At 69.2% G+C, this 26186-nt stretch carries 23 protein-coding genes and 1 tRNA gene; 11 read left to right on the top strand and 13 right to left on the bottom strand.

Going from position 1 to position 26186, the window contains the following annotated elements:
• Window positions 1-20 precede the first annotated feature (20 nt).
• Complete coding sequence (locus tag ABLG96_RS02830; RefSeq protein WP_353649915.1) at window positions 21-1601, bottom strand: Na+/H+ antiporter; 1581 nt, start codon at window positions 1599-1601, stop codon at window positions 21-23.
• Window positions 1602-1786: 185 nt separating this feature from the next.
• Between ABLG96_RS02830 and ABLG96_RS02825 the strand changes: the two genes are divergently transcribed.
• Window positions 1787-2602, top strand: a complete 816-nt coding sequence (locus tag ABLG96_RS02825; RefSeq protein ID WP_353649914.1) for a hypothetical protein — start codon at window positions 1787-1789, stop codon at window positions 2600-2602.
• Between the two features lie 32 nt (window positions 2603-2634).
• Here the strand turns inward: ABLG96_RS02825 and ABLG96_RS02820 are convergent, their stop codons facing one another.
• The 4 genes from ABLG96_RS02820 to dnaK form a co-directional block, all read right to left on the bottom strand.
• The gene (locus tag ABLG96_RS02820; protein WP_353649913.1) at window positions 2635-3105 is read right to left on the bottom strand and encodes a helix-turn-helix transcriptional regulator; all 471 of its coding nucleotides are present in this window, start codon (window positions 3103-3105) and stop codon (window positions 2635-2637) included.
• On the bottom strand, window positions 3105-4295 hold the full coding sequence (dnaJ, locus tag ABLG96_RS02815; RefSeq protein ID WP_353649912.1) for a molecular chaperone DnaJ: 1191 nt from the start codon (window positions 4293-4295) through the stop codon (window positions 3105-3107). The genes ABLG96_RS02820 and dnaJ overlap by 1 nt, the downstream gene beginning before the upstream one ends.
• 153 nt (window positions 4296-4448) lie before the next feature.
• Window positions 4449-5147, bottom strand: a complete 699-nt coding sequence (locus ABLG96_RS02810; protein WP_353649911.1) for a nucleotide exchange factor GrpE — start codon at window positions 5145-5147, stop codon at window positions 4449-4451.
• Window positions 5148-5149: 2 nt separating this feature from the next.
• Complete coding sequence (dnaK, locus tag ABLG96_RS02805; RefSeq protein WP_353649910.1) at window positions 5150-7009, bottom strand: molecular chaperone DnaK; 1860 nt, start codon at window positions 7007-7009, stop codon at window positions 5150-5152.
• A gap of 313 nt (window positions 7010-7322) precedes the next feature.
• Here dnaK and ABLG96_RS02800 point away from each other — a divergent pair, with 313 nt between their 5' ends.
• Entirely contained in the window at window positions 7323-7643 is a 321-nt protein-coding gene (locus ABLG96_RS02800; RefSeq protein ID WP_353649909.1) for a hypothetical protein, read from the top strand.
• A gap of 38 nt (window positions 7644-7681) precedes the next feature.
• Here the strand turns inward: ABLG96_RS02800 and ABLG96_RS02795 are convergent, their stop codons facing one another.
• Window positions 7682-7897, bottom strand: coding sequence for a hypothetical protein (locus tag ABLG96_RS02795; RefSeq protein ID WP_353649908.1), 216 nt, complete (start codon window positions 7895-7897; stop codon window positions 7682-7684).
• Between the two features lie 178 nt (window positions 7898-8075).
• Window positions 8076-8651 (bottom strand): DNA starvation/stationary phase protection protein, encoded by a 576-nt coding sequence (locus tag ABLG96_RS02790; protein WP_353651357.1) that lies wholly within the window; start codon window positions 8649-8651, stop codon window positions 8076-8078.
• Window positions 8652-8888: 237 nt separating this feature from the next.
• Here ABLG96_RS02790 and ABLG96_RS02785 point away from each other — a divergent pair, with 237 nt between their 5' ends.
• The 4 genes from ABLG96_RS02785 to ABLG96_RS02770 are packed head-to-tail and all read left to right on the top strand — an operon-like array spanning window position 8889 to window position 12080.
• Window positions 8889-9746 (top strand): PIG-L deacetylase family protein, encoded by an 858-nt coding sequence (locus tag ABLG96_RS02785; protein WP_353649907.1) that lies wholly within the window; start codon window positions 8889-8891, stop codon window positions 9744-9746.
• The gene (locus ABLG96_RS02780) at window positions 9743-10348 is read left to right on the top strand and encodes a class I SAM-dependent methyltransferase (protein WP_353649906.1); all 606 of its coding nucleotides are present in this window, start codon (window positions 9743-9745) and stop codon (window positions 10346-10348) included. The genes ABLG96_RS02785 and ABLG96_RS02780 overlap by 4 nt, the downstream gene beginning before the upstream one ends.
• Entirely contained in the window at window positions 10345-11316 is a 972-nt protein-coding gene (locus tag ABLG96_RS02775) for an acyl-CoA dehydrogenase (protein ID WP_353649905.1), read from the top strand. Before ABLG96_RS02780 ends, ABLG96_RS02775 begins: the two co-directional genes overlap by 4 nt.
• Entirely contained in the window at window positions 11313-12080 is a 768-nt protein-coding gene (locus tag ABLG96_RS02770; RefSeq protein ID WP_353649904.1) for a glycosyltransferase family 2 protein, read from the top strand. The genes ABLG96_RS02775 and ABLG96_RS02770 overlap by 4 nt, the downstream gene beginning before the upstream one ends.
• Window positions 12081-12093: 13 nt before the next feature.
• On the opposite strand, the gene mshB is transcribed toward ABLG96_RS02770, so the two are convergent.
• Entirely contained in the window at window positions 12094-13002 is a 909-nt protein-coding gene (mshB, locus tag ABLG96_RS02765; protein ID WP_353649903.1) for an N-acetyl-1-D-myo-inositol-2-amino-2-deoxy-alpha-D-glucopyranoside deacetylase, read from the bottom strand.
• 119 nt (window positions 13003-13121) lie between these two features.
• Between mshB and ABLG96_RS02760 the strand changes: the two genes are divergently transcribed.
• Together ABLG96_RS02760 and ABLG96_RS02755 are read left to right on the top strand one after the other, a co-directional pair.
• Entirely contained in the window at window positions 13122-13601 is a 480-nt protein-coding gene (locus ABLG96_RS02760; protein WP_353649902.1) for a DoxX family protein, read from the top strand.
• 60 nt (window positions 13602-13661) lie between these two features.
• On the top strand, window positions 13662-15596 hold the full coding sequence (locus ABLG96_RS02755) for a glycoside hydrolase family 15 protein (protein ID WP_353649901.1): 1935 nt from the start codon (window positions 13662-13664) through the stop codon (window positions 15594-15596).
• A gap of 260 nt (window positions 15597-15856) precedes the next feature.
• Here the strand turns inward: ABLG96_RS02755 and ABLG96_RS02750 are convergent, their stop codons facing one another.
• Window positions 15857-16318 (bottom strand): hypothetical protein, encoded by a 462-nt coding sequence (locus tag ABLG96_RS02750; protein WP_353649900.1) that lies wholly within the window; start codon window positions 16316-16318, stop codon window positions 15857-15859.
• A gap of 89 nt (window positions 16319-16407) precedes the next feature.
• Here ABLG96_RS02750 and ABLG96_RS02745 point away from each other — a divergent pair, with 89 nt between their 5' ends.
• Window positions 16408-18513: a VWA domain-containing protein gene (locus ABLG96_RS02745; RefSeq protein ID WP_353649899.1), complete on the top strand. Its 2106-nt coding sequence runs from the start codon at window positions 16408-16410 to the stop codon at window positions 18511-18513.
• Here ABLG96_RS02745 and ABLG96_RS02740 read toward each other — a convergent pair.
• Window positions 18464-19885 carry a protein kinase gene (locus ABLG96_RS02740; protein WP_353649898.1) on the bottom strand — a complete coding sequence of 474 codons (1422 nt, stop codon included), beginning with the start codon at window positions 19883-19885 and terminating at the stop codon, window positions 18464-18466. The two genes, ABLG96_RS02745 and ABLG96_RS02740, sit on opposite strands and share 50 nt — an antisense overlap.
• Window positions 19886-20008: 123 nt before the next feature.
• Window positions 20009-22204, bottom strand: a complete 2196-nt coding sequence (locus ABLG96_RS02735) for a (Fe-S)-binding protein (RefSeq protein ID WP_353649897.1) — start codon at window positions 22202-22204, stop codon at window positions 20009-20011.
• 152 nt (window positions 22205-22356) lie between these two features.
• Between ABLG96_RS02735 and ABLG96_RS02730 the strand changes: the two genes are divergently transcribed.
• The gene (locus tag ABLG96_RS02730) at window positions 22357-23367 is read left to right on the top strand and encodes a LacI family DNA-binding transcriptional regulator (RefSeq protein WP_353649896.1); all 1011 of its coding nucleotides are present in this window, start codon (window positions 22357-22359) and stop codon (window positions 23365-23367) included.
• Between the two features lie 288 nt (window positions 23368-23655).
• On the opposite strand, the gene dcd is transcribed toward ABLG96_RS02730, so the two are convergent.
• On the bottom strand, window positions 23656-24237 hold the full coding sequence (gene dcd / locus ABLG96_RS02725; RefSeq protein ID WP_353649895.1) for a dCTP deaminase: 582 nt from the start codon (window positions 24235-24237) through the stop codon (window positions 23656-23658).
• A 125-nt stretch (window positions 24238-24362) separates the two neighbouring features.
• Window positions 24363-24433 (bottom strand) — tRNA-Gly (locus ABLG96_RS02720).
• 140 nt (window positions 24434-24573) lie between these two features.
• On the opposite strand from ABLG96_RS02720, the gene ABLG96_RS02715 reads away from it, so the two are divergent.
• Window positions 24574-26175, top strand: a complete 1602-nt coding sequence (locus ABLG96_RS02715; protein WP_353649894.1) for a molybdopterin-dependent oxidoreductase — start codon at window positions 24574-24576, stop codon at window positions 26173-26175.
• Window positions 26176-26186: the final 11 nt, after the last annotated feature.

The raw sequence follows: 26186 nt of genomic DNA, 5'->3' as shown, positions 1-26186 counted from the left end.
GCCGTACCCGAGCGGGCCGGTCAGTAGCCGGCGCGTCGCGCCCGACCCTCGATTTCGCGCAGTGCGTCGTCCGCGACCTCCGGACTCACCTGCCCCTGGCGCCGCGCGTCGATGACGAAGGTCCGCTCGGCGTCACTGGCCCGGCGCATCCACATCGTGAGCACCCCGGCCGCATCCACGTCGCGGCCGAGGTCGGCCGCCCGCAGGTCCTGCAGGGCTTGCTGCGAGGCGATCAGGCCCTCGTACTGCTCCAGCACTGCCTGCCGCACGGTCGTCGGCACGCCCTCCGCGTCGTCATCGATCGAGCGCCGGATGAAGTGCAGCGCCGCCTCCGCGGCCCGTCGACGCAACACCACCAGCTCCTGCTCGGCATCCATGGACGACCCGCCGACGCCGAGCTGCGACGCCAGCGGTCCGAGAGTGAGTCCCTGCAGCACCAAGGTCAACAGCACACAGGTCAGCGACACCACGACGACCTGGGAGCGGTCCGGGAAGAGGTCACCCACATCGGTCAGCAGCGGGATCGACAGCGCCCCGGCGACGGTGACCACTCCGCGCATTCCGGCCCAGGACACCACAACCGACTCCCGCCAGTTCGCCGGGAGTTGCGCATCACGTCGTCGAGCGCGGAAGTTGACCAGCGCAACGGCAGGGAAGATCCACACGAACCTGAAGAAGATCAACGTGATCGCCACGACGAGGGCCAGCACAACGGTGTGCCCGTCGACGGAAGTCTGGCCGATCACCTTCACGAGCTCGAATCCGAGCAGCGCGAAGACGAGGCTGGTGAGCAGGAAGTCGACGTAGGACCAGACGGAGCGTCCGAGCAGCCAGCCCTCGGACGTCGTGCTGCCATGGCTGAACGTCGTCAGGTAGAGGCCGAGCACGAGGACTGCCAGCACACCGGAGCCGCCGAATCGCTCCGCTCCGACGTACCCGAGGTAGGGCACCAGCAGGGTGATCGTGGTCTCGGCGGCGCTGTCGTGGATACGGCCGAGCGCACGGGTGGCGAGCCAGCCGAGCGCGAGACCGACGACCCCGCCCACACCGACCGCGAGTGCCAACTCCAGCAGCGTGCCACCCCACGACAGTCCGCCCCCGACGGCCGCCGCCAACGTCACCTTGAAGGCGACGAGCGCGGTGGCGTCGTTGAACATCCCCTCCCCTTCGAGGATCGTCACCAACCGTCCCGGGAGCTGCAGCCGCCGCGCCACCGCAGTGGCCGCCACCGGATCGGGCGGTGACACGATCGCGCCGAGCACCCAGGCCGCGATCCACGGGACGCCGAGGGCGTGGGCGACGACGGCCACCACCGCGACGGTCGCCAGCGTCAGACCTACTGCGAGGGTGAGCACAGCTGTCGCGTGGTTGCGGAACTCGCGCGCGGAGGTGCGTTGGGTTGCCGCGAACAGCAGCGGCGGCAACACGACCGGCAGCACGATCTCGGGCTCGATCGCCAGTTCCGGGGTGAACGGCAACAACGCGAGCAACAACCCGAACACAGTGAGCAGCACGGGCTGGGGGATGCGGATGGCATCGGCCAACGGGGTGAGCGCCACGACGCCGATGACGAGAGCGACGACCAGAGCCAGTACGTCCATGTCGTAGTCCTCTCGTGATGCTGAAGGCAGCGGGCCGGAGGACATCCTCACAGATCGCCTCCGGCGTCGGCCGGGCAACACCGACGTTCCTGGGCGGAACTGGCTCCGAGCAGCTGTATCCGACGGCGACGACGACCACTCCCACTCCCAGGTACCCATCGTGGGTCCCACGACAAGGAGTCGCCATGAAGTCTCTTCGATCCTTCGGTCTCGGGGTGCTGCTCACCGCGTCGCTGGCGATGGGCGGTGCAGCTCTCGCATCCTCGGGCGGGCCTGTGTCGCCCAACGCCGGTCCCAGCGGTGACGGGCCGGCGGTGGTCGCACCGGCCGGTGTCACTCCGGTCTCGAAGCAGCAGATGCTGTACTCACCCATCGCACCGTGCCGGATCGTCGACACCCGCAACACCACTCCGCTGGCGTCCGGCTCGACCCGGAGCTTCTACGTGGCGGGCACTTTCGGCTTCGCTCCACAGGGCGGCAAGACCGGCGGCTGCGGCGTTCCACTGGGCGCGACCTCGGTCAGTGTGTCGGTCAGCGCCATCGATCCGAGCAACCCGGGCTTCCTGCAGGCGTGGCCGTCGGACAACGCAATCGCCAAGGTCACGGTGCTCAACTACGGCACCCAGGGCATCACGTCAGGCGCTACCGTCGGTCTCGCGCTCGGCGCCGCTGCGCAGCTGAACGTCAAGAACTCGGGTGGTCCCACCGATCTGGCCATCGATGTCACCGGCTACTACCGGCCGCAGATCCACGCCGTGCTGAACTCGACCGGCGGCATCTACTCCGGTTCTCCCCGGGTGCTGTCCAGCACCAACCTCGGGGCCGGCAGCTACCGCGTGCAGCTCGACATCGATCCGACCGACTGCACACCCATCGCGTCGATCTTCGGGTCTGCCTACTTCGCCAGCGCCTATGTCAGCGGCGGGTACATCTACGCCAACACCTACGCCCCGGGTGGCGCGCTGACGAACCTCTACTGGACGCTCGACGTCATGTGTTGAGCCACAGGGGTTCCCGGGTCCGTGCTGGGTGATCAGCGCTGGCGTGGGCGCCATCTGACCACCGCGGTGGTCGGGGTGTACGGCACGAGATCGCGCCGCATCCCGGCCACCGCAGCGGCCGCTGCACCGGCAGCGTCGATCCGCGCCGTCGCCAGCTCGGTCGTCAGCGCGGTGTTCTCGTGCTGCATCTCGTCGAGTCTGGAACGGAGCGCATCGACCTGCGCCTCCAGCTCGATGATGCGCCGGATGCCCGCACGGTTGACCCCGTCGTCCTGCGACAGTCGGTGCACTTCCCGCAGCAACTCGATGTCACGGCCCGAATACCGCCGGCCGCCGCCGGAGGTGCGCTCGGGCGACACCAGACCCTCGCGGTCGTAGGACCGCAGGGTCTGGGCGTGCATCCCGGCGAGCTGCGCCGCCACCGAGATGAGATGCGTCGCGGCATCGTCGACCAGGCCGTCGGCACCAGGGCCCAGTGGCGGCCGGTGGGGATCGGTCGGCATCATGCGTCGTCCCGGGCGGCGTGCCGGCCGGACCGGCCGACCATCCGGCTGATCTGCGGCCGCGGGTCCTCTTCGACCGCGTCGGCAAAGGCTGCGAGAGCCTCGGCGGCCTCCGCCGAGATCCGTTGCGGGACGGACACTTCGACCGTCACGATGAGATCCCCGGCGTGACCGGTGCGGGCCACGCCCGCGCCCTTGACGCGCAGCTTCCGACCACTTGCCGTGCCGGGGGCGACCCGCAACGACACCGACCCGGTGAGCGTCGGGACGGTGATCGTGGTGCCGCCCACCAGCTCCGGGAAGGTGACGGGCACCGTCAATGTCAGATTGTCGCCGGTGCGGCCGAACAGCTCGTGCTTACCGACGTGGACGACGACGTAGAGATCTCCGGCCGGTCCGCCACCCAGACCGGGTTCGCCCTTGCCCGCCAGCTTGATCCGTTGCCCGTCCGAGACGCCGGCCGGAATCCTGGTGCGCAGCGTGCGGGTCCGCAGCACGGTCCGGTCGCCGTGGCACGTCGGACACTTCTGGTCGATGACACTGCCGGTGCCGCCGCAGTTCGTGCATGGTTCGGAGAAGGCGAACGATCCCTGATTGCGGGTGGTCAGCCCGGATCCGCCACACACCCCACAGGTGTGCGGGCTGGTGCCCGGTTTCGCCCCGGTGCCGTGGCAGGTGTCGCAGGTCATCCGTTCGGTCAACTGCAGCGGGACGGTCTCGCCGTGCACCGCTTGGTCGAAGCTCAGCGCAACCTCGGTCTCGACATCCGCACCCCGCCGCGCGCGCGGCCGCTGCTGCCCGGCGCCGCCCCGGTTGAACAGCCCCCCGAAGAGATCGCCCAATCCGCCCTCGCCGCCGGCACCACCGCTGCGGGCATTGCGGAGCAGGTCACCGAGATCGAAACCGCCTGCGCCGCCACCGTTCCCACCGGAGAAGCCACGGAAGGCACCGGAGGCTGCCAGCTCCCTGGCCTCGTCGTACTCCTTGCGCTTGGCGTCGTCGGAGAGCACATCGTTGGCCTCGGAGACAGCCTTGAACCGCTCCTCCGCCTGCGTGTTGCCGGGGTTCTTGTCGGGGTGCAGATCCCTGGCCAGCTTGCGGTAGGTCTTCTTGATCTCGGCTGCGGTCGCCGTCTTCGGCACCCCGAGCTCTGCGTAGTAGTCCTTCTCGTAGTAGTCCTGGGCGGCCACCTCAGCCTCCTTCCTGGCTCTCGATCCCGGCGCGGTGCACCCGGGTACGTGCTGTTGCTCTGATTGTCGTGCACACCTGCGCCGCCGGTGCCGGAACGGCCGCATCGATCGCGGCCGTTCCGCACCCGGTCATCCCGTCGGCGACGAAATGTCTCAAGCCGGGTCGACCTGTTCGACCGTGACGCTGTCAATGTCTCCAGTGCCGTCCGGCTCGTGCTCCGGCCCGGTGACGACCACGACCGCCGGACGCACCAGGCGCCCCGAGATCGAATACCCCACCCGCAGCACGCCGGTGACGGTCTGCTCGGTCACCTCGTCGGAGGTGGCGAACTGCACCGCCTCGTGCAGCGCCGGATCGAACTTCTCACCCGTGGCGCCGACCCGCTCGACACCGAGCTTGCCCAGGATGCCGCCGAGCTTGTCGGCGACCGTCTTGAATGCACCGGTGAGATCGCCGTGCGCCTCGGCCCGATCGACGTCGTCGAGCACGGCCAGGAAGTCGGTGACCACCGCCGACTTCGCGGCCAGCACCACCTGCTCGCGATCACGGTCGACCCGCTTGCGGTAGTTCGCGTATTCGGCGCTCACCCGTTGCAGATCACCCTTGAGTTCGGCCGCCTCCAACTGCGCGAGAGTCACCCGGTCATCATCCTGGGTGACGTCCAACGGCTGGGCAGCCTGCGCCGGATCGCCCGGATCGCCCGCCGCCGGGAACGGCCCCGCCGATCCTGCCGCAGCGGTGGCTGCAGCAGGGTCACGGACGGCACCGGTCTGCGGGTCGATCCGACGGCGATCCCTGAACTGGAACGGCTTGTCCGCTCCGCTCTCGTTGTCTGGTTCGGAACCCGTCACGATCAGCTGTCCTTCTTCTCGTCAGTGCTCTTGACGTCATCGACGATCTCGGCGTCGACGATGTCCTCGTCTGCGGAACCGGTCGAGCCATCGGCGGCGGCTTCACCGGGGGCGTCCGTCTGGGCCTGCGCGTACAGCGCGGCACCCAGCTGCTGGGACTCGTTGGCGAGCTCCTCCACGGCGGTCTTCAACACCGCGATGTCAGTGCCCTGGAGCGCCTCGTTGACCTTCACGATCGACTCGGTGACGCGCTGCTTGGGCTCCTCCGGCAACTTCTCGTCGTTGTCCTTGACGAACTTCTCGGTCTGGAAGACGAGCTGCTCGGCAGAGTTGCGGACTTCGGCCTCCTCACGGCGGGCCTTGTCCTCGTCGGCGTGCGCCTCTGCCTCCTTGACCATCCGCTCGATGTCGTCCTTCGGCAGCGCGGAGCCACCGGTGATCGTCATCGACTGCTCCTTGCCAGTGCCCTTGTCGGTCGCGGTCACGTGCACGATGCCGTTGGCGTCGATGTCGAAGGTGACCTCGATCTGCGGCACGTTGCGCGGAGCCGGCGGCAGCCCGGTCAGTTCGAACATGCCGAGCTTCTTGTTGTAGGCAGCGATCTCGCGCTCACCCTGGAACACCTGGATCTGCACGGACGGCTGGTTGTCCTCGGCGGTGGTGAAGATCTCCGAGCGCTTGGTCGGGATGGTCGTGTTGCGCTCGATGAGCTTGGTCATGATGCCGCCCTTGGTCTCGATGCCAAGCGACAGCGGGGTGACGTCGAGCAGCAGGACGTCCTTCACCTCACCGCGCAGCACACCGGCCTGGAGCGCCGCTCCGACTGCCACCACTTCGTCCGGGTTCACACCCTTGTTGGGCTCACGCCCGCCGGTCAGCTCCTTGACCAGATCGGTGACCGCAGGCATCCGGGTGGAGCCACCGACGAGCACGACGTGGTCGATGTCGGCCACCTTGACGCCGGCGTCCTTGATCACCTGCTGGAACGGTGCCCGGGTGCGGTCGAGCAGATCGGAGGTGATCCGCTGGAACTCGCTGCGAGACAGGTTCTCGTCCAGGAACAGCGGGTTCTTGTCGCCGTCCACGGTGATGTACGGCAGGTTGATCGAGGTCTGCTGCCCGGCGGACAGTTCGATCTTGGCCTTCTCCGATGCCTCGCGGATGCGCTGCATGGCCATCTTGTCCCTGGTCAGGTCAATGCCGTTGGCCGCCTTGAACTTGTCGACCAGCCAGGTGACGACACGCTCGTCCCAGTCGTCCCCGCCGAGCCGGTTGTCGCCGGCGGTGGAGCGGACCTCGACGACGCCGTCACCGATCTCGAGCAGGGAGACGTCGAAGGTGCCGCCGCCGAGGTCGAACACCAGGATGGTCTGCTCCTTCTCGCCCTTGTCGAGGCCGTAGGCCAGCGCGGCAGCGGTCGGCTCGTTGACGATGCGGAGCACGTTGAGGCCGGCGATCTCGCCGGCGTCCTTGGTGGCCTGCCGCTCGCTGTCGTTGAAGTACGCGGGAACCGTGATCACCGCATCCGTCACCGGTTCGCCCAGGTAGGACTCGGCGTCGCGCTTCAGCTTGCCCAGCACGCGGGCGCTGATCTCCTGCGGCGAGTACTTCTTGCCGTCGATGTCGACGGACCAGGTGGTGCCCATGTGGCGCTTCACCGACCGGATGGTGCGGTCGACGTTGGTGACGGCCTGCCGCTTGGCGACCTCACCCGTGAGCACCTCACCGTTCTTGGCGAACGCGACGATCGACGGCGTGGTGCGCGATCCCTCCGCGTTGGCGATGACGGTGGGTTCGCCGCCCTCCAGCACCGAGACCACCGAGTTGGTGGTGCCCAGATCGATTCCGACAGCTCGTGACATGTGAATCCTTTCCTCCGGCACTCGTGCGTGCCGTTCTCTCCACCGGCTCGCGCTGTCTGCGCGGATCGCCGTCCTGCTGAATGGTCTGTCCGGCCCTGAGCCTGATCGACTCAAGTACTGACTCCATAGTGCCAAAATGCTCTGCGTCGGGCAACAAGACCTGAGCGCGCGTGACTCAACTTACTGTCCTGGAGAACGCGGCGACCCGGCCTTCTGTTCCCGGCCCGGGATCGGGCTCGTCCAGCTGGCCGCCGGGCGGATCTACAGGAACGGCCCGGTCCAGCGCATGGCGGTCAGCGGGCAGGATGACGGGATGGATGCCTCGCGTGCTCGCACGGTGTTGACCCAGGCCGCGGCCACGCTCGTGGCGATGCTGACCGGCCAGGGTGTCGCCGGGGCCGCACCGTCCACCGGATCGTCGGCGCCCAGCTCGGCCGCCGACCTGACCGGGGACGCGGTCGCCCCGTCACCATTCCAGGGCGTTCCGTCCTGGTTGCTGATCGTGGTCGGGATCGTCGTCGTCGCGTTCGCGATCCGGGTGGTCGCGCGGCGGGACGAGGGAAATCCGGGGCGCGGCGGCGGCCGTGATCGCGGCAGCTCCGATCGGCCGAGACGGCCCTTCAGGCCGGACTGATCCCGGCGGTCAGGCAGGAGTCCTGACGGCCTTCGGGATCAGGAGGACAGCGCCGGGCGGGGCGGCTTGGGCTGCTGGTCGAGCGAGTGCACCGCAGCGATCCTCGGCGTCGGCGGGCGGCTCCCCGCAGGAAGCCAGAAACAGTCGGGGCCGGCATTGCCGCTGCCGTCGGCCGGTGCATCCGCAGGGTGGAGCAACTGCTCGGACGCAGATTCGGTGTCGGTACCGCTGACGGGAGTTTGATGTGAAGCCATGATTTCGCTGACCTCCGATTCAGCACCTCGACGGTGAGGTGACATCCACCCGGTACCCCGCGGCGGATCGGCAGAAACCTGCAGATCCGATGCGGGACACCGGGTACGGAGCCGTCAGCCCGTGTGCTTCTCCAGGGCCACCCTCCACCGGCCGCTGCGCGACAAGGGTGGACTCACCTCATCCGGTGGACGCAGCCGGTCGCGCGGCGGCGGCCTTGCGGGCGGCGCCCTTCTCGGTGGTCGCACCCTCGTCGGCCAGCGCCCCACCCGAGTTCTCCAGGTGTGCCCGGATGAACCAGTGGAACAGCTCGAGCGAGCGCAGGTGGCCGATCAACATGTCCTCGGACACCGGATCGGGATCGGCGACATCGTCCGCCGCTTCGCGATGGTCGGCGATGACGCCCCGATACACCTGGTCGAGCGCCGCGAGGTGGGAAATGGTGTCGGCGCGGCCGAGCGAGTAGTCATCCCACGGCCGGTCGCGCACGATGCTGCCCGGGGTGCCCAGCACGTCCGCGCCCAAGGTCGCGATCCGCTCAGCGGTCTCGTCGGCGAATCCGCGGACCTCCTCGATCTGCGGGTCCAGCATCTCGTGGACGCCGATGAAGTTCGGCCCGACCACGTTCCAGTGCACGTGCTTGAGGGTGAGCTGGAGGTCGTTCAGCGCATGCAGGCGCAGCTGCAAGATCTTGGCGACGGCGCCACCCTCCTTGATGGACATTCCGGGAACGGTGAACTTCGGCGTGCGGGGCATGGGGGTCCTTTCCTTCGCGGAGAACGCGTCGACGGCGTTCACTCGGGTCATCGGTCCAGTACCCGTCATCGGCGATCGCATGCACGGCGGCCAGGTGCATGATCGGCCCGGGGGTGGGTACGAACGGAGTGCCGTCCACAGCCAACCGGGCCCGACGGAGATGCGGCGCAGAGCCCCTCCGTCGCACGTCAGTCACACGCGATCCAAGTTTGAACGAGCCGTCCGGTGGGAGCAGCCATGTCAGCCGACGCAGTGGGTACAGCGCCCGTAGTTGCCGTGACCCCGGACGGCTTGTCGCCCGCCGTCTGGGCGCACGCGTTGACCGGCGCGCCCGTCTGGGATCCGGCTTCGGTCGGGGACGGACCGCTGCTGGTCCTCTCCGCCCATCCGGACGACGAGACGATCGGCTTCGGCAGGTCGATCGCGCGGTGGGCCCGCACATCCGGACCGGTCGACCTCCTCACCCTCACTGCCGGCGAGGCCTGTCTGGACGCGATCACCCGAAGCTCCCCATTCCCCCTGCCCACGGTCACCCGTGCGGCGATCGGCAATCTCCGCCGTGACGAATTCACCCGCGCGGGCGCGGCGTTGGGTGTCAGGTCGACCCGGTGTCGGGATCTCCCCGACTCGGCGCTGGCAGACTTCCCCTACCGGGTCGTCGTGGAGCTCGACTGCGCGGTGTCCAGGTGCCGGCCGGTGCTGCTCGCAGCTCCCTGGGCATCGGACCCGCACCCGGACCACGCCGCGGTGGGAGCGGCCGCAGCCGAGGTTGCCGCACGGCACTCGATCCCCCTCGTCGAATACCCCGTCTGGGCATCCTTCTGGAAGCATCCGCCCCGGGACGAGGCGACGTCCGCCCGGTTGTCCCTGTTGCCGGCGGACCCCGTGGACGAAGACCGACGCGAGGCCGCGATCCGCTGCTATCCCAGCCAGTACTCGTCCTTCTTCGCAGGTCTCGGCCCGGTGGTTCCGGACTCGATGCTGGAGCACCACCGACGAGCATTTGCGTTCCGACCCCATGACAGCGTCCGACCCGATGACAGTGTCCGACCCCATGACAGTGTCCGACCCCATGACAGTGGAGACTTTCTGTGACCGCCGCGCACCCGTCCCGTCCTGACTTCGATGCCGCCTACCGGGCCGATGACGATCCGTTCGACGTCGGCTCCAGCTGGTACGAGCAGCGAAAGATCGACATCACGGTTGCCTCCCTCACCCAGCAACGATACCAACGGATCTGGGATACCGCTTGCGGCACAGGGCATCTGACCCGCTCCCTCGCGGATCGGTGCGACTCCCTGGTCGCCTCGGACCTGTCGCCCCGCGCCGTCGAGTTGACCGCGGCGCGCCTGGCTTCGGAACCCGACGACGGCCGGGCCGAGGTGACGACGCAGGTGCACGGATTGCCGGAGTCGTTGGGGAACCACGAGTTCGACCTGATCGTCCTGTCCGAGGTCGTCTACTACCTGCCGACGCTCGATCTGCTCGCGCTGCCGGCAACCCTGCTCGGGTCGGCGACACCGGACGGGAGCGAGGTCGTCCTGGTGAACTGGCGACACCATCCGCATGATGCTCCGCGGTCCGGCGAGCACGCCGCCGGACTGCTCGACGCGGCACTCACCGAGGACGGGTGGGCGCTCGCCGTCCGTCACGACGATGCCGATTTCGTGCTGCGTTCCTGGGTGCGTGCCCGTTGATCGCTCCACCCCGCGCCGACGACACCACCGGTATTGCTGAGATGGTCCGGCAGTTGGTCGGTCCGATCGCCTGGGCGGAATTGAGCTGGACCGACCTGTTCGTCGAGCTGCGGAAGCTGGGACGACGCAGCGTTCCGGGCGGCCGACTTGCCGAGGGCCACGTCGACGCTCTGCGGATCCTGCAGCAGGCCGGCCGGGTACCAAAACCTGGTGCACTGTACGGGGTCTGGGCCTCTCGCTCCCGCGGCGCCGCGGTGACGGCAAGCCCAGCGGACGAGAACGACGGCGCACTGGTGCTCTCCGGATCCATGCCGTTCGCGTCCGGGTGCGGGGTGATCGACCGGTCGCTGGTCACCGTCGTCACCGACACGGAGCCTCCGCAGAGCCTGCTCGTGGACGCACCGGTAGAGCACTGGAAGTACGACCACCACTCGTGGTGCAGCGACGCCATGTCGGTCAGTCGTTCCTTCACCCTGCAACTGGACGCCGAGCCGGTCCCGGCCGACGCCGTGGTCGGCGGACCTGGCTTCTATCTCGAGCGGCCGGCTTTCCTCCCCGGCGGTGTCGGCGTCGCCGCAGTGTGGACCGGCGGCGCGCAGGCCGTGCTGGACGTGCTCGTCGGCTGGCTGTCCGCCGGCACGCTCGATCAGGTTCAGTCGCTGCGGATCGGCGCTATCGCCCTGGAGGTCGACACCTGCTGCGCACTGCTGGACCGTGCCGCCGTCGCTCTCGACGGTCCGGCCGAGCTGACACCCGACGAGACCGCCGCCTTGTGCACCTTCACCCGGGCCGGTATCGCCGCTGCGGTCAGACGCGCGCTGCAGACCGCCAGGGACTGCGCCGGCCCGGCCGGTGCCGCGCACGTCCCCCAGCTCTCCGGGGTCATCGCAGATCTCGATCTCTATGTGCGCCAACAACATGCCGATCGCGACCTGTTCGCCCTGGCCCGACAGGCCGTGGCGGGGTGACCGCGCCACCCGCGATCCTGGTGGCCGTGCCGGCGCACGACGAGCAGAGCAGCGTCGTGACGTGTGTTCGCGCGGTGCTCGCCGCTGTCCGGGTCGCACTCGACGCGGGGCAGATCCGCTCCGCGACCATCGGCGTGGCGGCACATCGGTGCACGGACCGGACCGCGGCGCGGGCGTCCGCCGTGCTGGAGTTCTCGACGCTGCCGGACCACGTCACCGGGGTGGTCGCCCGAGACGAGATCCCGTCCAGGGTGGGCGCTGTCCGCGCCCGGTTGATCGACCGCCTCGCAGCACTACCCGGCCCGTCGACGGACTGGGTGCTGAGCACCGACGCCGACTCGATCGTCCCGGAGAACTGGGTGACCGACCTGATGCGGATCGGCGCGAGTCGCGGAGCCGATGCGCTCGCCGGACCCGTCGAGCTGGTCGGCTGGCACGGCAGCCAGGAGGCCTTGCAGCGCTACCGGGCGATCGTCGCCGCCGGCATGACGAGTGACGGTCATCGCCACGTCTATGCGGCCAACCTCGCCGTCCGGATGGCCGCCTACCGCGCGGTCGGCGGATTCCGCGCGGTCGAGCACGGCGAGGAACACGCACTGCTGAACGATCTGCGTGCCGCATCGTTCCGGGTGGTTCCGGTGCTGCGGCCCGTTGTCCAGACCTCGTCCCGGCTGCGCGGCCGGGCTCCGGGCGGACTGGCCGACCTGCTCCGTTCGTTGCATGAGGACCAACGGCTGGGAGCGTCCAGCGGCACGGCATCCTGACCCTCTGCTGCCCTCAGCCCTCGGGAAGCAGACCAGCGAAGACGTCGGTGGCGCCCGGCGGCGGGGCGGATCCGGCTGCGAGGGTGAACGATTCGGCCGCGAAGACTGCCACCCCGCTCTCCTCGTGCTCCCCCCAGAAGAAGAAGCTGTCGGCAGGGATCTGGGTGCGGTGGGCGCGCAGTGCCGCGAACCGCTGCCTGCGGTACGCACTGCCGTCCACCTTGACCGCGATGTACTCGTCCGCCACGCACATCGGCGGGATCGCGTCCGATTCCAGGTCGAAGCCCGCGAAGAACTCCTCGCCGGCCGCGCGAGCGCCCGCGATCATCATCCGCATCGCGCTGGCGGGGATCGCCGTCCACAGCACTCGCTGGATCGTCCAGGCAGCACCGAGATCCGGCCGGAATGTCAGCGCGCCGGCCAGTGCGGTCGCGTACATCGCGACCCGGTGCGCCTGGACGTGGTCGGGATGGCCGTAACCGCCCTTCTCGTCGTAGGTGATCAGTACCTGCGGGCGGCGGTCGCGGATGAGCGCGACCAGCTCGGTGGCGGCCTCGAGCAGATCGGCGTTCCAGAAGGCGTTCTCGGGGACGTCGTCGCCGACCGTGGCCAGACCCTCGTCGGTGTCGACCATGCCGGAATCGCTCCATCGGCCGTCGCCACCCAGCCGGACGAAGTCGGTCACCCCGAGGGCGCCCATCGCGGCCGCCAGCTCACCGAGCCGGTGGGGGCCCAATCCGTCGTCCTGCTCGTGGTGCAGGTGCAGCAACTCGGGCAGCACCACCGAGCCGCGCTCACCCAGGGTGCAGGTCACCAGCGTGACCTGGCCCCCGGTGGCCATCGCATCGGCCATCGTCGCGGCCGTGCTGGAGGTCTCGTCGTCCGGGTGGGCATGCACGAGCATCAATCGCCGATCGGTCATCCCTGAGACGCTAGGCGATCCGGACCGACGTCCTCCAGCTCCCCCGTCCCCTTCATCCCTCGGCGGAACGTCCCGACTGCGCACGGTTGGACTGCGGGTCGAAGGGATATCGTGGAGCCATGGCCCTGGTACGCGCGATCGCTCGCCCCCTGCTCGCTTCCACGCTGGTTTTCGGCGGCTTCGATGCCTTCCGCAATCCGGCGTCCAAGACGCCCGCGGCGGAGAAGCTCATCGGCGACCTCCCGGCGAAGCTACCGGTGGTATCGAGCACCCAGCAGCTCGTCCAGCTGGACGGTGCGGTCAAGGTGATCGCCGGCACGATGCTCGCCCTCGGCAAGTTCCCGCGGGTGGCCGCGCTGGCCCTGATCGCCAGCCTGGTGCCGACGACGCTGGCCGGACACCGCCCGTGGGAGACCGAGGACCCCGCGGCGAAGAAGGCGCACACCCTGCACCTGTTGAAGAACGCGTCGATGACCGGCGGTCTGCTGCTGGCTGCGGTGGACACTGCCGGCAAGCCGTCTGTCGGTTGGCGCGCCCGGCGGGCCGTGCGGCACGCCGGCGAGACCATCAGCGACACGGCGGCCCAGGTCACCAGCTGACTCCTGCTGTTCCCCGGCGCCGGTGACGCGTCACCGATCCTCGCGGTGCACAATCGGCGGATGCCCGAGAACGCTGCCTCCGCCGCGATGACCTTCCCGCAGATCTCGGACTACGCATTCCTGTCCGACTGTGAGGTGAACTGTCTGATCGCGCCCGACGGCTCCGTCGAGTGGATGTGCATCCCCCGGCCGGACTCCCCCAGCATCTTCACCGCGATGCTGGACCGCGGCGCCGGCTCCTTCGGGATCGGTCCGGTCGGCGTCACCGTGCCCAACGCGCGGCGCTACATCCCCGGCACCCTCGTGCTGGAGACGACCTGGCAGACACCGACCGGCTGGTTGGTGGTCCGCGATGCGCTGGTCGTCGCGCCCTGGCACGACGTGGACCAGCGGTCGGGCAGCCACCGACGCGCCCCCACCGACAACGACGCGCTGCACTGCCTGGTACGCGTCGTGGAGTGCACCTACGGCTCGGTCGACGTCTCCGCGGACTGCGAGCCCGTTTTCGGCTACGGCACCATCCCGCCCGAGTGGACCTATCGCGACGGCGGCTACCACGACCTGCGGGCGACGGCCCAGCGGCCGTCGGGTGAGATGGGACCGCACCCGCAGGAGCCGACCCTGCGGATCAACTCCTCCCTGCGGTTCGGGGTCGAAGGGCGCTCCGCCATTGCCAGGACCAGGATGACGGCCGGCGAGAAGCACTTCGTGGCGTTCTCCTTCTCGGAGCAGGAAACCCCGCGCTCGATCGCGGAGGCCGAGGGTCGGGTGGAGCACACTGTCGAGTTCTGGCGCGAGTGGCTGACCCAGGGCACCTTCCCGGACCATCCGTGGCGCCAATACTTGGAGACGTCGGCATTGGCGCTCAAGGGGTTGACCTACGCACCGACCGGTGCCCTGATCGCCGCGGCCACCACGTCGCTACCGGAAACCCCTGGTGGACAACGGAACTGGGACTACCGATACTCCTGGATCAGGGACTCCACCTTCGCCCTGTGGGGTCTGTACACACTGGGGTTCGACCGCGAGGCGGATGACTTCTTCTACTTCATCCACGACGTGACACGCGACAGTCCCGACTCCCTGCAGATCATGTACGGCATCGGCGGCGAGAAACGGCTGACCGAGAAGATCCTGGACCATCTGGAGGGATACGAGGGGGCACAACCGGTCCGGATCGGCAACGGAGCCTACGGCCAGGCCCAGCACGATGTCTGGGGCGCGCTGCTCGACTCGATCTACCTGCACAGCCGCTCCCGTCGCCGGACCCCGGAAGAGCTGTGGCCGATCATCGTGGCGCAGGTCGAGTCGGCGGCGGCGAACTGGCAGGAGCCGGATGCCGGGATGTGGGAGGTGCGCGGCGAATTGCAGCACTTCGTCTCGTCAAAGGTGATGTGCTGGGTCGCGCTGGACCGCGGCGTCCGGCTTGCCACCGCCCGCGGGGACTCGAGGATCGCCGAGAAGTGGCAGGGCATCGCGGACGAGATCCACGCGGACGTGCTGGCCAACGGCATGGACTCCCGCGGGGTCTTCGTGCAGCGCTACGGCTCCGACGCGCTGGACGCCTCCGTACTGTTGATGCCGCTGGTGCGCTTCCTGCCTGCCGACGACGAGCGCATCCGCAACACCGTGCTGGCGATCGCCGACGAGCTGACCGAGGACGGCATGGTGCTGCGATACCGCACGCAGCAGACCGACGACGGCCTCGACGGCGAGGAGGGCGCGTTCACCATCTGCTCGTTCTGGTTGGTCTCGGCGCTGGTCGAGATCGGCGAGGTCGAGCTCGCGGAGCGGTTGTGCGGTCGGCTGCTGACGCACGCCTCTCCGCTCGGCCTGTACGGCGAGGAGATCGAGCCGCACACCGGCCGGCACCTCGGCAACTTCCCCCAGGCCTTCACCCACCTGGCCCTGATCAATGCCGTCACCCACGTCATCGGTGCCGGTCGTGAGGACGGCGACGGTTCCCACTTCAGCCCGGCCAACCAGCGGGTCTGACCGGGTCGATGCTCGAGCGAACACCACGGTGATCGAACGATCACAGCCGCGGTCGAGCGAACACCACGGTGGTCGAGTGACGAAGGAGACGAGACCCCGCTACGGCCGAAACCGGCTGCAGCACAACAGGATCTCGACGCACTCGTTCCTCGCTTGCACGATCAGCGGAGAGGGTCGAGCGATCACCGTCGGTGAGACCCGGCGCACCACCACTCGCGCCGGGGAACGGAGCGGCGCCCCCATCCATGGCACGGAATCGCTCAGCGGCCCTCGGTGACCTGGCGGCGGATCTCCGCGAGCTTGGCGGCCGCCTTCTCGGCGCGCTCCTCGTCGGCCTTGCGCTGACGCTCCTGCGCGTCCTGCGCACCGGCGAGCTCAGCGCTGCCCTCAGCGGTCCCGAGTCGCTTCTCGATCCGGTCGCGCAGGTAGTCGAGGGTGGGAACACCGGCATCGGTGTAGTCGAAAGCCGGCGTCGTCACCTGTGGCGTGAAGGTGGTGTCGGGTGTCGGGACCAACTCCGCGTCGATCACCTCGTCCTCGCCGGATGCGTCCGGATCGGATGGGTCCGAGCCAGCTACGTCAGGAGCGGGTGTGGCGGGAGCCGGTGTGGCGGGAGCCGGTGCGTCGGCAGCCGGAGTCGCGTCCGGAGCGGGAGTCGCGTCCGGACCGGGAGTCGCGTCCGGAGCAGGAGTCGCGTCCGGAGCGGGATCAGGTGTGCCCATGGCGCCACGCTACGTCCCCTGCTCCCGGCGGACCGGTGGATCCGCCCGAATCGGTCCCGTGCCGCCGACCCAGCCGCCATAGTGGTCCGGTGTCCCGCGTTCCCGCATCCCGTCGCCGGCCCGAGGCCGTTGTCGGTACTCGCCGCCTGCTGGGTGCCCTCGGCACCGCGCTGACCGCCGCCGCGCTGGTCGTCGCGGGGCCGATCCCCGCAGGCCCGGTCCTGGCGGACACGGGCACACAAACACCCACACCCACAACCGCACCGGGCGCACCCAGCGCCCTCCCAGGCGCCTTCACCGGCCGCGCCCCACTGATGGTGATCCTGGACGCATCCGGCTCGATGAAGCTGGAGGACGCGGAGGGTGAGCGGATCGATCAGGCCAGGCGTCAGCTGTCCGGCATCCTGTCGGATCTGCCGGACGACGCGACAGTCGGCCTGCTGGCCTACGGGACCGGCACCGGGCCGAACGTCAGCGAACGGGAACGCGGCTGCCGGGACGTCACGGAGCTCGCCCCGCCCGCGCAGTTCGACCAGGATGCTCTGGAAGCAGCAGCCGAGGAGGTGATCCCGTCGGGGTACTCACCGATCGGCCGGGCCATCGGCCAGGCGGCTGCCGCCCTGCCCACCGATGCGCCCGCCTCGATCCTGCTGGTCAGCGACGGATTCGACCTGTGCACCGATCCCGATCCGTGCGCGAGCGCGCGGGATGCCATCGCCGCGAACCCGGCACTCACCGTCAGCGTCATCGGGATCCAGCCGGATGCCGCCGCCGACACCCTGTTCGGCTGCATCACGTCCGCCACCGGCGGCACCTACCTCCCGTTGCGCTATCCCGATCCCACCTCCACCAGCACCGTCGACACGGCGCAGGCCTCGTCCTCGAGTGCCTCGGTGTCGGTCGCGCGGGAACGCCTCGAAGCCGTGCTGGCCGCCGGGTACCGACGCGAAGCCGAGGGTTTGCGTCCCTCGGGAACTCCGGTTGTCGGCACGGTGACCGCGCAGGACGCACCGGTGCTGGTGCCCGGTGACTACCTCGATCCGGGATTCACCCGGGGCAGCTACTACGCAGACGGCGCCCAGAAGAACGGCACCGTGCGTTACTACGCGCTGCCGCAGGGCGAGGGAATGACGCCCTGGGCCTCGGCCACCGCGATCGGCGATCTGCGCTCGGACGAGTACCGCCAACTCGGTCTCCGGCTGAGCCTGGTCAACAACGACGACGACCCCTGCCTGCCACTCGTCGAGGCGACCGAGAGCGGCGGGGAGCGCGAGCCGCGGCCGATGGTCACCGCGCAGGTCGGCGGCATCGTCCCCGGTGCGGACGGTTGGTCGGAGTCGTGCGCAGTGACCGAGCCGCTGTACCTGCGGGTCGAGCGACTCGGCGAGTACCGCTTCGGGACGGCCACCCCGGTGCAGCTGACGATCCGCAGCGAGCCTCCGCTGCACGCGACCGGGAGGGCGCTGAGCACCTCGACGGAATTGCCGCCGCCGACCGCGACCACCCCGTCGGCGATCTCCGGTGGGACCAACTTCGCCACTGCTCCGCTGCTCGCGTCGGGTACGACCGTCGCCGACACCATCGTGGGCGGCGAGACCAGGTTCTTCGCGGTCCGACTCGGTTTCGGGCAACGCCTCGCCTATCGGGTGACGCCGATCGGACAGGGCACGCCGGTCGACCGGGCCGCTTCGGTGGCCGTCCAGATCCGCAATCCGCTGGCCACCCCGGTCCACACCGTGACCGGCGGGGAGGGTGGGCCGTTCGTCCAACGGGACGAGGACTCGTTCCTGTCCGGGTCGACGGACGTGCCGGTCGCCGCTGCCAACCGCACCTCGGACGACCCGGAGATCGTCCGCTATGCGTTGCCGGGCACCTATTTCGTCTTGCTCAGCATGGCGCCCGCGCAGGACGGACCGGACGCGACCGTGCCGTACACCCTGACGGTGCAGGCCATCGACGCCACCGGCACCGGCGGGGCGGCCGGCTACGACCCGCCCGCCACACCGACAGCAGGCTCCTCCGCTGCGACGTCCGCGGTCCCGATCGCCGCCGGGAAATCCTCCGGAGCGACCGGGACACCAGCCTGGACCTGGGCCCTGGGCGGGCTCGGGGTCCTGACGCTCGGGGTGGCAGCAGCAATGTTGATCAGCCGGCGGCGATCCAGCGGTAGCCGCCGTCCCGCACCCGGCAGCTGACAGCTCCCTCGGGTCCGGAACTCGTCCGCCCCTCGTCCGACCAGTCGCACTCCTGGCCGGGTCGCGGGCCGACGGCGACGGTCCCCGGCAGTCCGGCGGGAGGGCTGGCGGGGACGGTGGTGCCCAGCGGCCCGTCCGACGTCGTCGGCCCCTGGTGCAGCAGCAGGGCAAGAACCAGGCCACCGATCGCCATCGCGCCGCCCACCGCACCCACCAGCGCCGGCCAGCGGGACGGCCGCCCGGCGCGCAGCACACCCGGCGACTGCGGGGTCGGACCCACCCCGGATCCCGCTGACGGGCCGGCAGAGTGGGGCGGCCCTGACGGTTCGAGCCGGGTGGACGGTTGGTTGCTGGGCGCTGCCGCCCGCGGGTCGACCGGGTGTGCTGCGGCGGTCGGACCGTGCACCGGGTCCCATCCCGCCGGCAGCGGAGGTACCCGCGGGACGAGGTCGATCCGCTGTCCGCCGGCGGTGAGCGGGTGCGGGTCCATCCGGGCACCGGCGAGCATCCGGCGGGCCGTCGCAGCATCGGCGGGACGGCGCTGCGGGTCGAAGTCCACGAGCGCTGCCACGACCGCCCGCAGGACCGGATCGGTGATTGGAACCTCCAGCGGCACACCGAGTTTCGGCTCGTGCGCGGTCAACAGTGCAGCGGCCACGCGGCCCGCTGCGAACAGGTCCTGGGCCGGAGCAGGCCCGGCATCGGCCCGCGCCAACTCCGGTGGCAGATAGCCAGGGGTGCCGATCACCATGCCGAGTTCGGTCAGCCTGGCATCTGCGGCGCCGATTGCCAGCCCGAAGTCGATGAGCAGCACGTGCAGCGGACCGCCGCGGGTGGCCCGCAGCAACAGGTTCCCGGGCTTCACGTCGCGATGGACGAGGCCGGCGCGGTGCACCGCATCGAGTCCGTCGAGCACCTGGTCCAGGACGGCGGCGACGGTGGCTTCGGCCAACGCCCCGTACTCGGCGGTCAGACGGTGCAGCGAACCACCGTCGATGAGCTCGGTGGCGATCAGGACGTCGCTTTCCTCCGCGGCCCAGGCATAGGGACTGGCCAGGTGCCGTCCGGTGAGCCTGACCTCCTGCTCGCGCACGAACCGCAGCAGTTGTCCGGCCTCGCGGCGGCGCAGCAGCTTCGCCGCGCAGTACTGCCGCCGCTGCAGGTCGTAGGCGCGCCAGACGGTTCCGGAGCCGCCGCTCTCGAGCGGATCGCACAGTGCATAGCGGCCGGCAACCACGTCGGTGGCCGGGCCGGCCCAGCGATCCACCCGGGCGTTTCGCCGATCCTGCGGCTCAGCCGGGACCGGGAACCGACCCGCGTCCGGACCCGGCGGCGCGGTCGGCTGCCCGTGATCGTCCGCAGGCGAACTCATCCGGTCAGCTTGTCACCCCGAACGCGTCGACGCAGCCGGTCCCGCACACCATCGGGTCCGGGGATGCCGCAAGTGTCAACGCTGCGGGATGTTCACCCGACCCCTCCCGCCTCGCTTCGTGCGTCAGCGGCCCTTCACCGAGGCGAGCAGCATCTGGGCGACGTCGACGACCTCGACGTCCTCCGCCACTCCCTCGTTCTGTCTGGCCGTGAGCCCGTCGGTGAGCATGACGCGGCAGAACGGGCAGCCGGTACCGATCTGCTGGGCGCCGGTGGAGATGGCCTCGTCGATGCGCTCGAGGTTGATCCGCTTGCCGATCTTCTCCTCCATCCACATCCGGGCGCCGCCGGCGCCGCAGCACAACGCGCGGGAGGAGTTGCGCGGCATCTCGGCCAGCTGCATCCCGGACGCCTCGATCAGCTCGCGGGGCGGGGCGTAGACCTTGTTGTGGCGCCCCAGGTAGCAGGGGTCGTGGTAGGTCACCGGTGTTCCGCCGACAGTGCTGCCGCGATCCGCCGGAGCCACGGGCACCAACTTCTTGTCCCGCACCAGCTTGTTGAGGAGCTGGGTGTGGTGCAGCACCTGGTAGTCGCCGCCCACCTGCGGGTACTCGTTGGCGAAGGTGTTGAAGCAGTGCGCACAGCTGACGATCATCTTGCGGTCGGCGCGGCGACCGAAGGTCTCGTCGAGGGTCTCCACGTTCTGCTGGGCCAACATCTGGAACAGGAACTCGTTGCCGGCGCGGCGGGCCGGGTCACCGGTACAGGTCTCCCCCTCGCCGAGCACCCCGAACTTCACCCCCGCCAGGTGCAGCAACTCGGCCACGGCCCTGGTGGTCTTGCGGGCACGATCGTCGAACGCGCCGGCGCAGCCCACCCAGAACAGGTACTCGAGGTCGTCCGGCAGCTCGCCGTCACCGGCCGGACCGACGACGGGGACCTCGAAGTCGAGGTCCTTCGCCCAGGCCATCCGATCGGAGTTGTTCTGCCCCCACGGGTTTCCCTTGTTCTCCAGGTTGCGGAACAACCCACCGAGCTCGCTCGGGAACTCGGATTCGATCATCACCTGGTAGCGGCGCATGTCGACGATGTGGTCGACGTGCTCGATGTCCACCGGGCACTGCTCCACACAGGCGCCGCAGGTGGTGCAGTCCCACAGCACCTCGGGGTCGATGATCCCGCCCAGGTCGGCGCCGCCGATCAGCGGACGCTCCGCCTCGGCCAGTGCCGACGCCGGCACGCCGGCCAACTGCTCCGGCGTCGCCTTCTCCGCACCCGACGCGTCCTTGCCGCCACCAGCGGCCAGGTACGGCGCCTTGGCGAAGGCATGATCCCGCAACTGGAGCATGACCAGCTTGGGGGACAACGGCTTTGCCGTGTTCCAGGCAGGACACTGGGACTGACAGCGGCCGCACTCGGTGCAGGTGGTGAAGTCCAACCAGCCCTTCCAGCTGAAGTCCTCGACCTTGCCGGCTCCGAAGGTGTCCTTCTCGGGGTCTGCTTCCTCGAAGTCGAGCGGCACGCCGCCGGACATCATCGGCCGGAGCGCACCCAGCGCGGGCTTGTTGGCCACCGGTTCACGCTTGAAATAGATGTTGAAGAACGCCGTGAACCGGTGCCAGGCCACGCCCATCGTCAGGTTCTTCGCGATCACGACGGCCCAGCCCATCGACACCGCGACCTTGACGAAGGCCACCACGGACACCGCCACCAGCGATGCGGGCAGCAACGCTCCCAGACCGATCGAGATGGGCGCCGCCCACGTCGGATACGGCAGATCGCCGTTGGCAGCCTTGAAGGCCCTGATCAAGAAGATGCAGACGCCGATGATCGCGATCACCGACTCGACGAAGTAGGCCTGCGCGAAGTTGGAACCGGCGAACCGGCTGCGGCGCATGGTGTTCCGTGGATGAGAGCGCTGACGGATGACGATCAGGGTGCCGATCCCCAGTACGGTGGTCAACGCGATCAGCTCGACGAACAGGCCCCACACCGCCCAGTGGCCGATGATGGGCAACTCGTACCCCGGGTTCATCGTATCGCCCACGGCCTCGACCAGGGTCAGCACGAGCGCGCCGAACCCGACCATCACGAACCAGTGTGCGACCCCGACGATGCCCCACTTCAGCATCTTGGTGTGGCCGAGGACCTCGATGGCCATCGCCTTCAGGCGCGCCGGGCCAGGGGCCGCGCGGGTCGGATCGGGCGCGCCCAGCCGGACCGTGCGGTAGATGGCCAGGCCCGCCCTGATCAGCGCTCCGAAGCCCACCACGATCAGGAGGACGGACAGCGTCCCGAGAATCCAGTGCAGGATCGTCATCGTTTTCCTCCTCGGTGCGCCGACGGCATCGGAGGCCGATGTTACTGGCAAGTAACCTGCGGCGAGAACGGACGGCCCTGAGCTCGAACGGTAACGTGCCGTCACGACGAAGCGACGTGCGGCCGTCCGGTGCGCCGCGCAAGGAGGATGCGGTGGCGACCATTGCCGACGTGGCACGGCTGGCCGGTGTCTCCACGGCGACGGTCTCGCGGGTCCTCAACCACAACGCCGAGGTCGATCCCCAGCTGGTGACGCGGGTGCGCTCGGCCATCGAAGACCTCGACTACCGCCCCAGCAGGGTGGCCCGATCACTGCGCACCCGCCGCAGCACGGTGTGGGCGGTGATCATCACCGACATCCGCAACCCGTTCTTCCTGGACATGCTGCGCGGCATCGAGGACATAGCCTTCGCCAACAACTACTCCCTGGTGCTCTGCAACGCAGACCTGAGCAAGACCAAGGAGGCCGACTACCTGGCACTGGCGGTCGACGAGAACATGGCCGGCGTCATCCTTGCCCCCGGCTTCCCCTACGGCACCGACATCTCCGCGCTCAGCAAGGTCGGTATCCCGGTGGTGACGGTCGACCGTCGCCTGATCGACGAGCAGGTCGACGAGGTACTCATCGACAACTCGGGCGGAGCCGCCCAGGCGGTCGAGCATCTGTGGCAGCAGGGATACCGCCGGATCGCCTGCGTCAGCGGCCCGGTCGAGGTCTCGACGGGACAGGAACGGCTGTCCGGCTATCGCACCGGCCTGACCTCGCACGGGCTGCACGTCGATCCGGAGCTGATCCGGTACGGCGATTTCCGGGAGGCCTCCGGCCGGCGTGCGATGCAGGAGCTGCTGGCCCTGCCGCAGCCGCCCGATGCGGTGTTCGTTGCCAACAACCTGATGACGCTCGGCGCCCTCGACAGCATCAGCGAGGCCGGCCTGCGAGTCCCGGACGACATTGCCGTCGTGGGGTTCGACGACATCTCGTGGGCGAGCCTGCTGCGTCCGCCGCTCACCACCATCGGGCAGCCGACGTACGAGGTCGGGACGGAGACCGCGAAGCTGCTGCTCAGCAGGATCGGCGGCTTCACCGGGCCGGCGCGGCACGTCGTGCTACCCACCACCCTGCACGTCCGGGCCAGCTCGGCAGCAAAGCCCCCCTCTGCCTGAGCTCAAGGCCTGTCCGGCGCATTCCAGAATGGCACCGAAACGCCAGAACCAGACACCGAACGACAGACTGGAATTCGCCTGCCCCGACCACCGACTCCGCCCACCCAGCCGCATTCCCGAGTGTCGCCGAAACACCCGAATCGGGCGCCGAACGACAGACCGGAATGCGCCGGCCCGGACCACTGACCCAACCCCCGCCAGCCGCATTCCGAAGTGTCGCCGAAACACCCGAATCGGGCGTCGAACGACAGACTGGAATGCGCCGGCCCTGACCACCGACGGCCCAGTTCAGCGGGCGGTGGAGTCCCGACGGAAGTTGAGGTGCGCGCGGGACGGGGTCGGCCCCCGCTGGCCCTGGTAGCGCGACCCGTAGACAGCGCTGCCGTAGGGATGCTGAGCGGGCGAGGTGAGCCGGAACAGGCAGAGCTGGCCGATCTTCATCCCCGACCAAAGCGTGATCGGCAGGTTGGCGACGTTCGACAGCTCGAGGGTGATGTGTCCGGAGAAACCGGGATCGATGAACCCGGCGGTGGAGTGCGTCAGCAGCCCGAGACGACCGAGTGAGGACTTGCCCTCGAGCCGGCCCGCGAGGTCGTCGGGCAGCGTCACCGCTTCGAAGGTCGATCCGAGGACGAACTCACCGGGATGCAGGACGAACGGCTCATCGTCCTGCGTCTCCACCAGGCTCGTCAGTTCATCCTGTTGGGTCGACGGGTCGATGTGCGTGTACCGCGAGTTGTTGAACACCCGGAAGTACCGATCCAGCCGGACGTCGATGCTCGACGGCTGGATGAGAGTCGGATCGAACGGATCGAGAACGAGTCGCCCGGCGTCGATCGAGGCCAGAAGATCCCTGTCGGACAGCAGCATGGGGGGAGCCTACGCACTGGGCGGCCGGCGGACGGCCACCCCGCGGGCCCTCGGCCGCCGCTGGGCCGGGCTGGAAATGCAACGGGCCGGGCCTCGGACGAGGCCCGGCTCCTAGCCACTTGCAGAGCGGGCGACGGGAATCGAACCCGCGCTATCAGCTTGGGAAGCTGAAGTTCTGCCACTGAACTACGCCCGCACACACGGGCCCGGTTGCCCACGTGCATCCGCAGGGACCCGAGCTCGGTTCGGACAACTATAGCCCGCAGGTTGCACACACAGGCACTCAGCGCCGGTCCGCGGACCCATCTGCGCACGTCGCGGGCGCGAACAACTGTTGTGACCACCGACCTCGCGACACCGCCCACCCAACCGGCACCCGCACGCAACCCGGAGAACACCGTCTCCCGGTGGTGGGCCCCGGTTGCCGGGTTGATCGTCGTGGTTGTCGCCTTCGCCGCCACCGAACTCGTTGCCGCCCTGGGAGTCTGGGCCGGTCTGTTCAATCCCGCAGCCGCCCCGATCACCTCGCTGGCCAACACCTTCATCGTGCTCACGCCGGAGTGGCTCAAGCATTTCGCGATCGTGACGTTCGGCACCAACGACAAGGTGGCGCTCGAGGTCGGCATGTACGCCACCATCGGGATCGCCGCTCTGGTGATCGGTTTCATCGCCGCGCGCTGGACGAAGATCGCCCTCGCCGCCGTCGTGGTGCTCGCCGTCATCGTCGGCATCGCCGTCATCACCCGCGCGAACGCGACCATCTTCGACCTGCTGCCGCTGGCCATCGGGATCGCGCTCGCACTGATCGTCTTCAACAAGTTCTTCCCCGCCCGCTGGACGGCCACCGGTGCGCCGGCGAAGCCCGGCGTGCCGGACCGTCGTCAGTTCTTCCGCTCGGCGGGGCTCACTGCAGCGGGCGCCGTGGTGGCAGGCGGGTTGTCCAAGGTCGTCCCCACCGGCGCCGCGGCCATCCAGAGCCGCAGCGAGATCGTGCTGCCGAAGGCCGCGAAGCCGTATGTCGTGCCGGCCGGCAGCTCTCTCGACGTTCCGGGCATCACCGCACTGGTCACACCGAACAAGGACTTCTATCGGATCGACGCCTCCTTCCAGCCGCCGATCATCAACCCTGGCACCTGGTCCATGCAGATCAAGGGCCTGGTCGACAACCCGATGACCCTGACCTACTCCGACATCTCTGCCCGGCCGATGGTCGAGGCGCCGATCACGCTGACCTGCGTGTCCAACGAGGTCGGCGGCACGCTAGTCGGCAACGCGGTGTGGCTGGGTACCCCGATCCGGACCGTGTTGCAGGAAGCAGGCGTCCAGCAGGGCGCAGACTGCGTGCTCTGTACCGACGTCAACGGCTTCACCCTGTCTGCTCCGCTGGAAGCGCTGATGGACGATCGCGAGGCGCTCTTCGCTGTCGGCATGAACGGAGAACCGCTGCCGTTCGAGCACGGTTTCCCGGTCCGGATGGTCGTGCCGGGGCTCTACGGCTTCGTTTCGGCAACCAAGTGGATCGCCTCGATGGAGCTGACCACGTTCTCGAAGGTGTCCGCCTACTGGACCCAGCGCGGGTGGTCCGACCACGGCCCGATCAAGCTCTCGTCCAGGATCGACACCCCGGCCGGGTTCGCCTCGTTCGCTGTTGGCGAGTCCGTCGTCATCGGCGGGATGGCCTGGGCCCAGAACACCGGAGTGGCCAAGGTGGAGGTCCAGGTGGACGACGACCCGTGGGCCGAGGCGACGCTGTCGAAGCCGCTGTCGAAGGACAGCTGGGTGCAGTGGAAGTACACCTGGAAGGCCAAGGGCTCCGGGCCTCGCACGCTGCGCGTCCGCGCGACCGACGCGGCCGGCAAGGTGCAGACCGACCAGCGCGCCGAGCCGATCCCCGACGGATCCTCCGGCTGGAACTCGCGCACGATCACCGTCACCTGATCTGCCGCTGG

The sequence above is a fragment of the Nakamurella sp. A5-74 genome, from assembly GCF_040438885.1.
Classification (GTDB): Bacteria; Actinomycetota; Actinomycetes; order Mycobacteriales; family Nakamurellaceae; genus Nakamurella.
The sequence above is the reverse complement of the archived record's forward strand: the minus strand, read 5'-3'. Positions and strand labels throughout refer to the sequence as shown.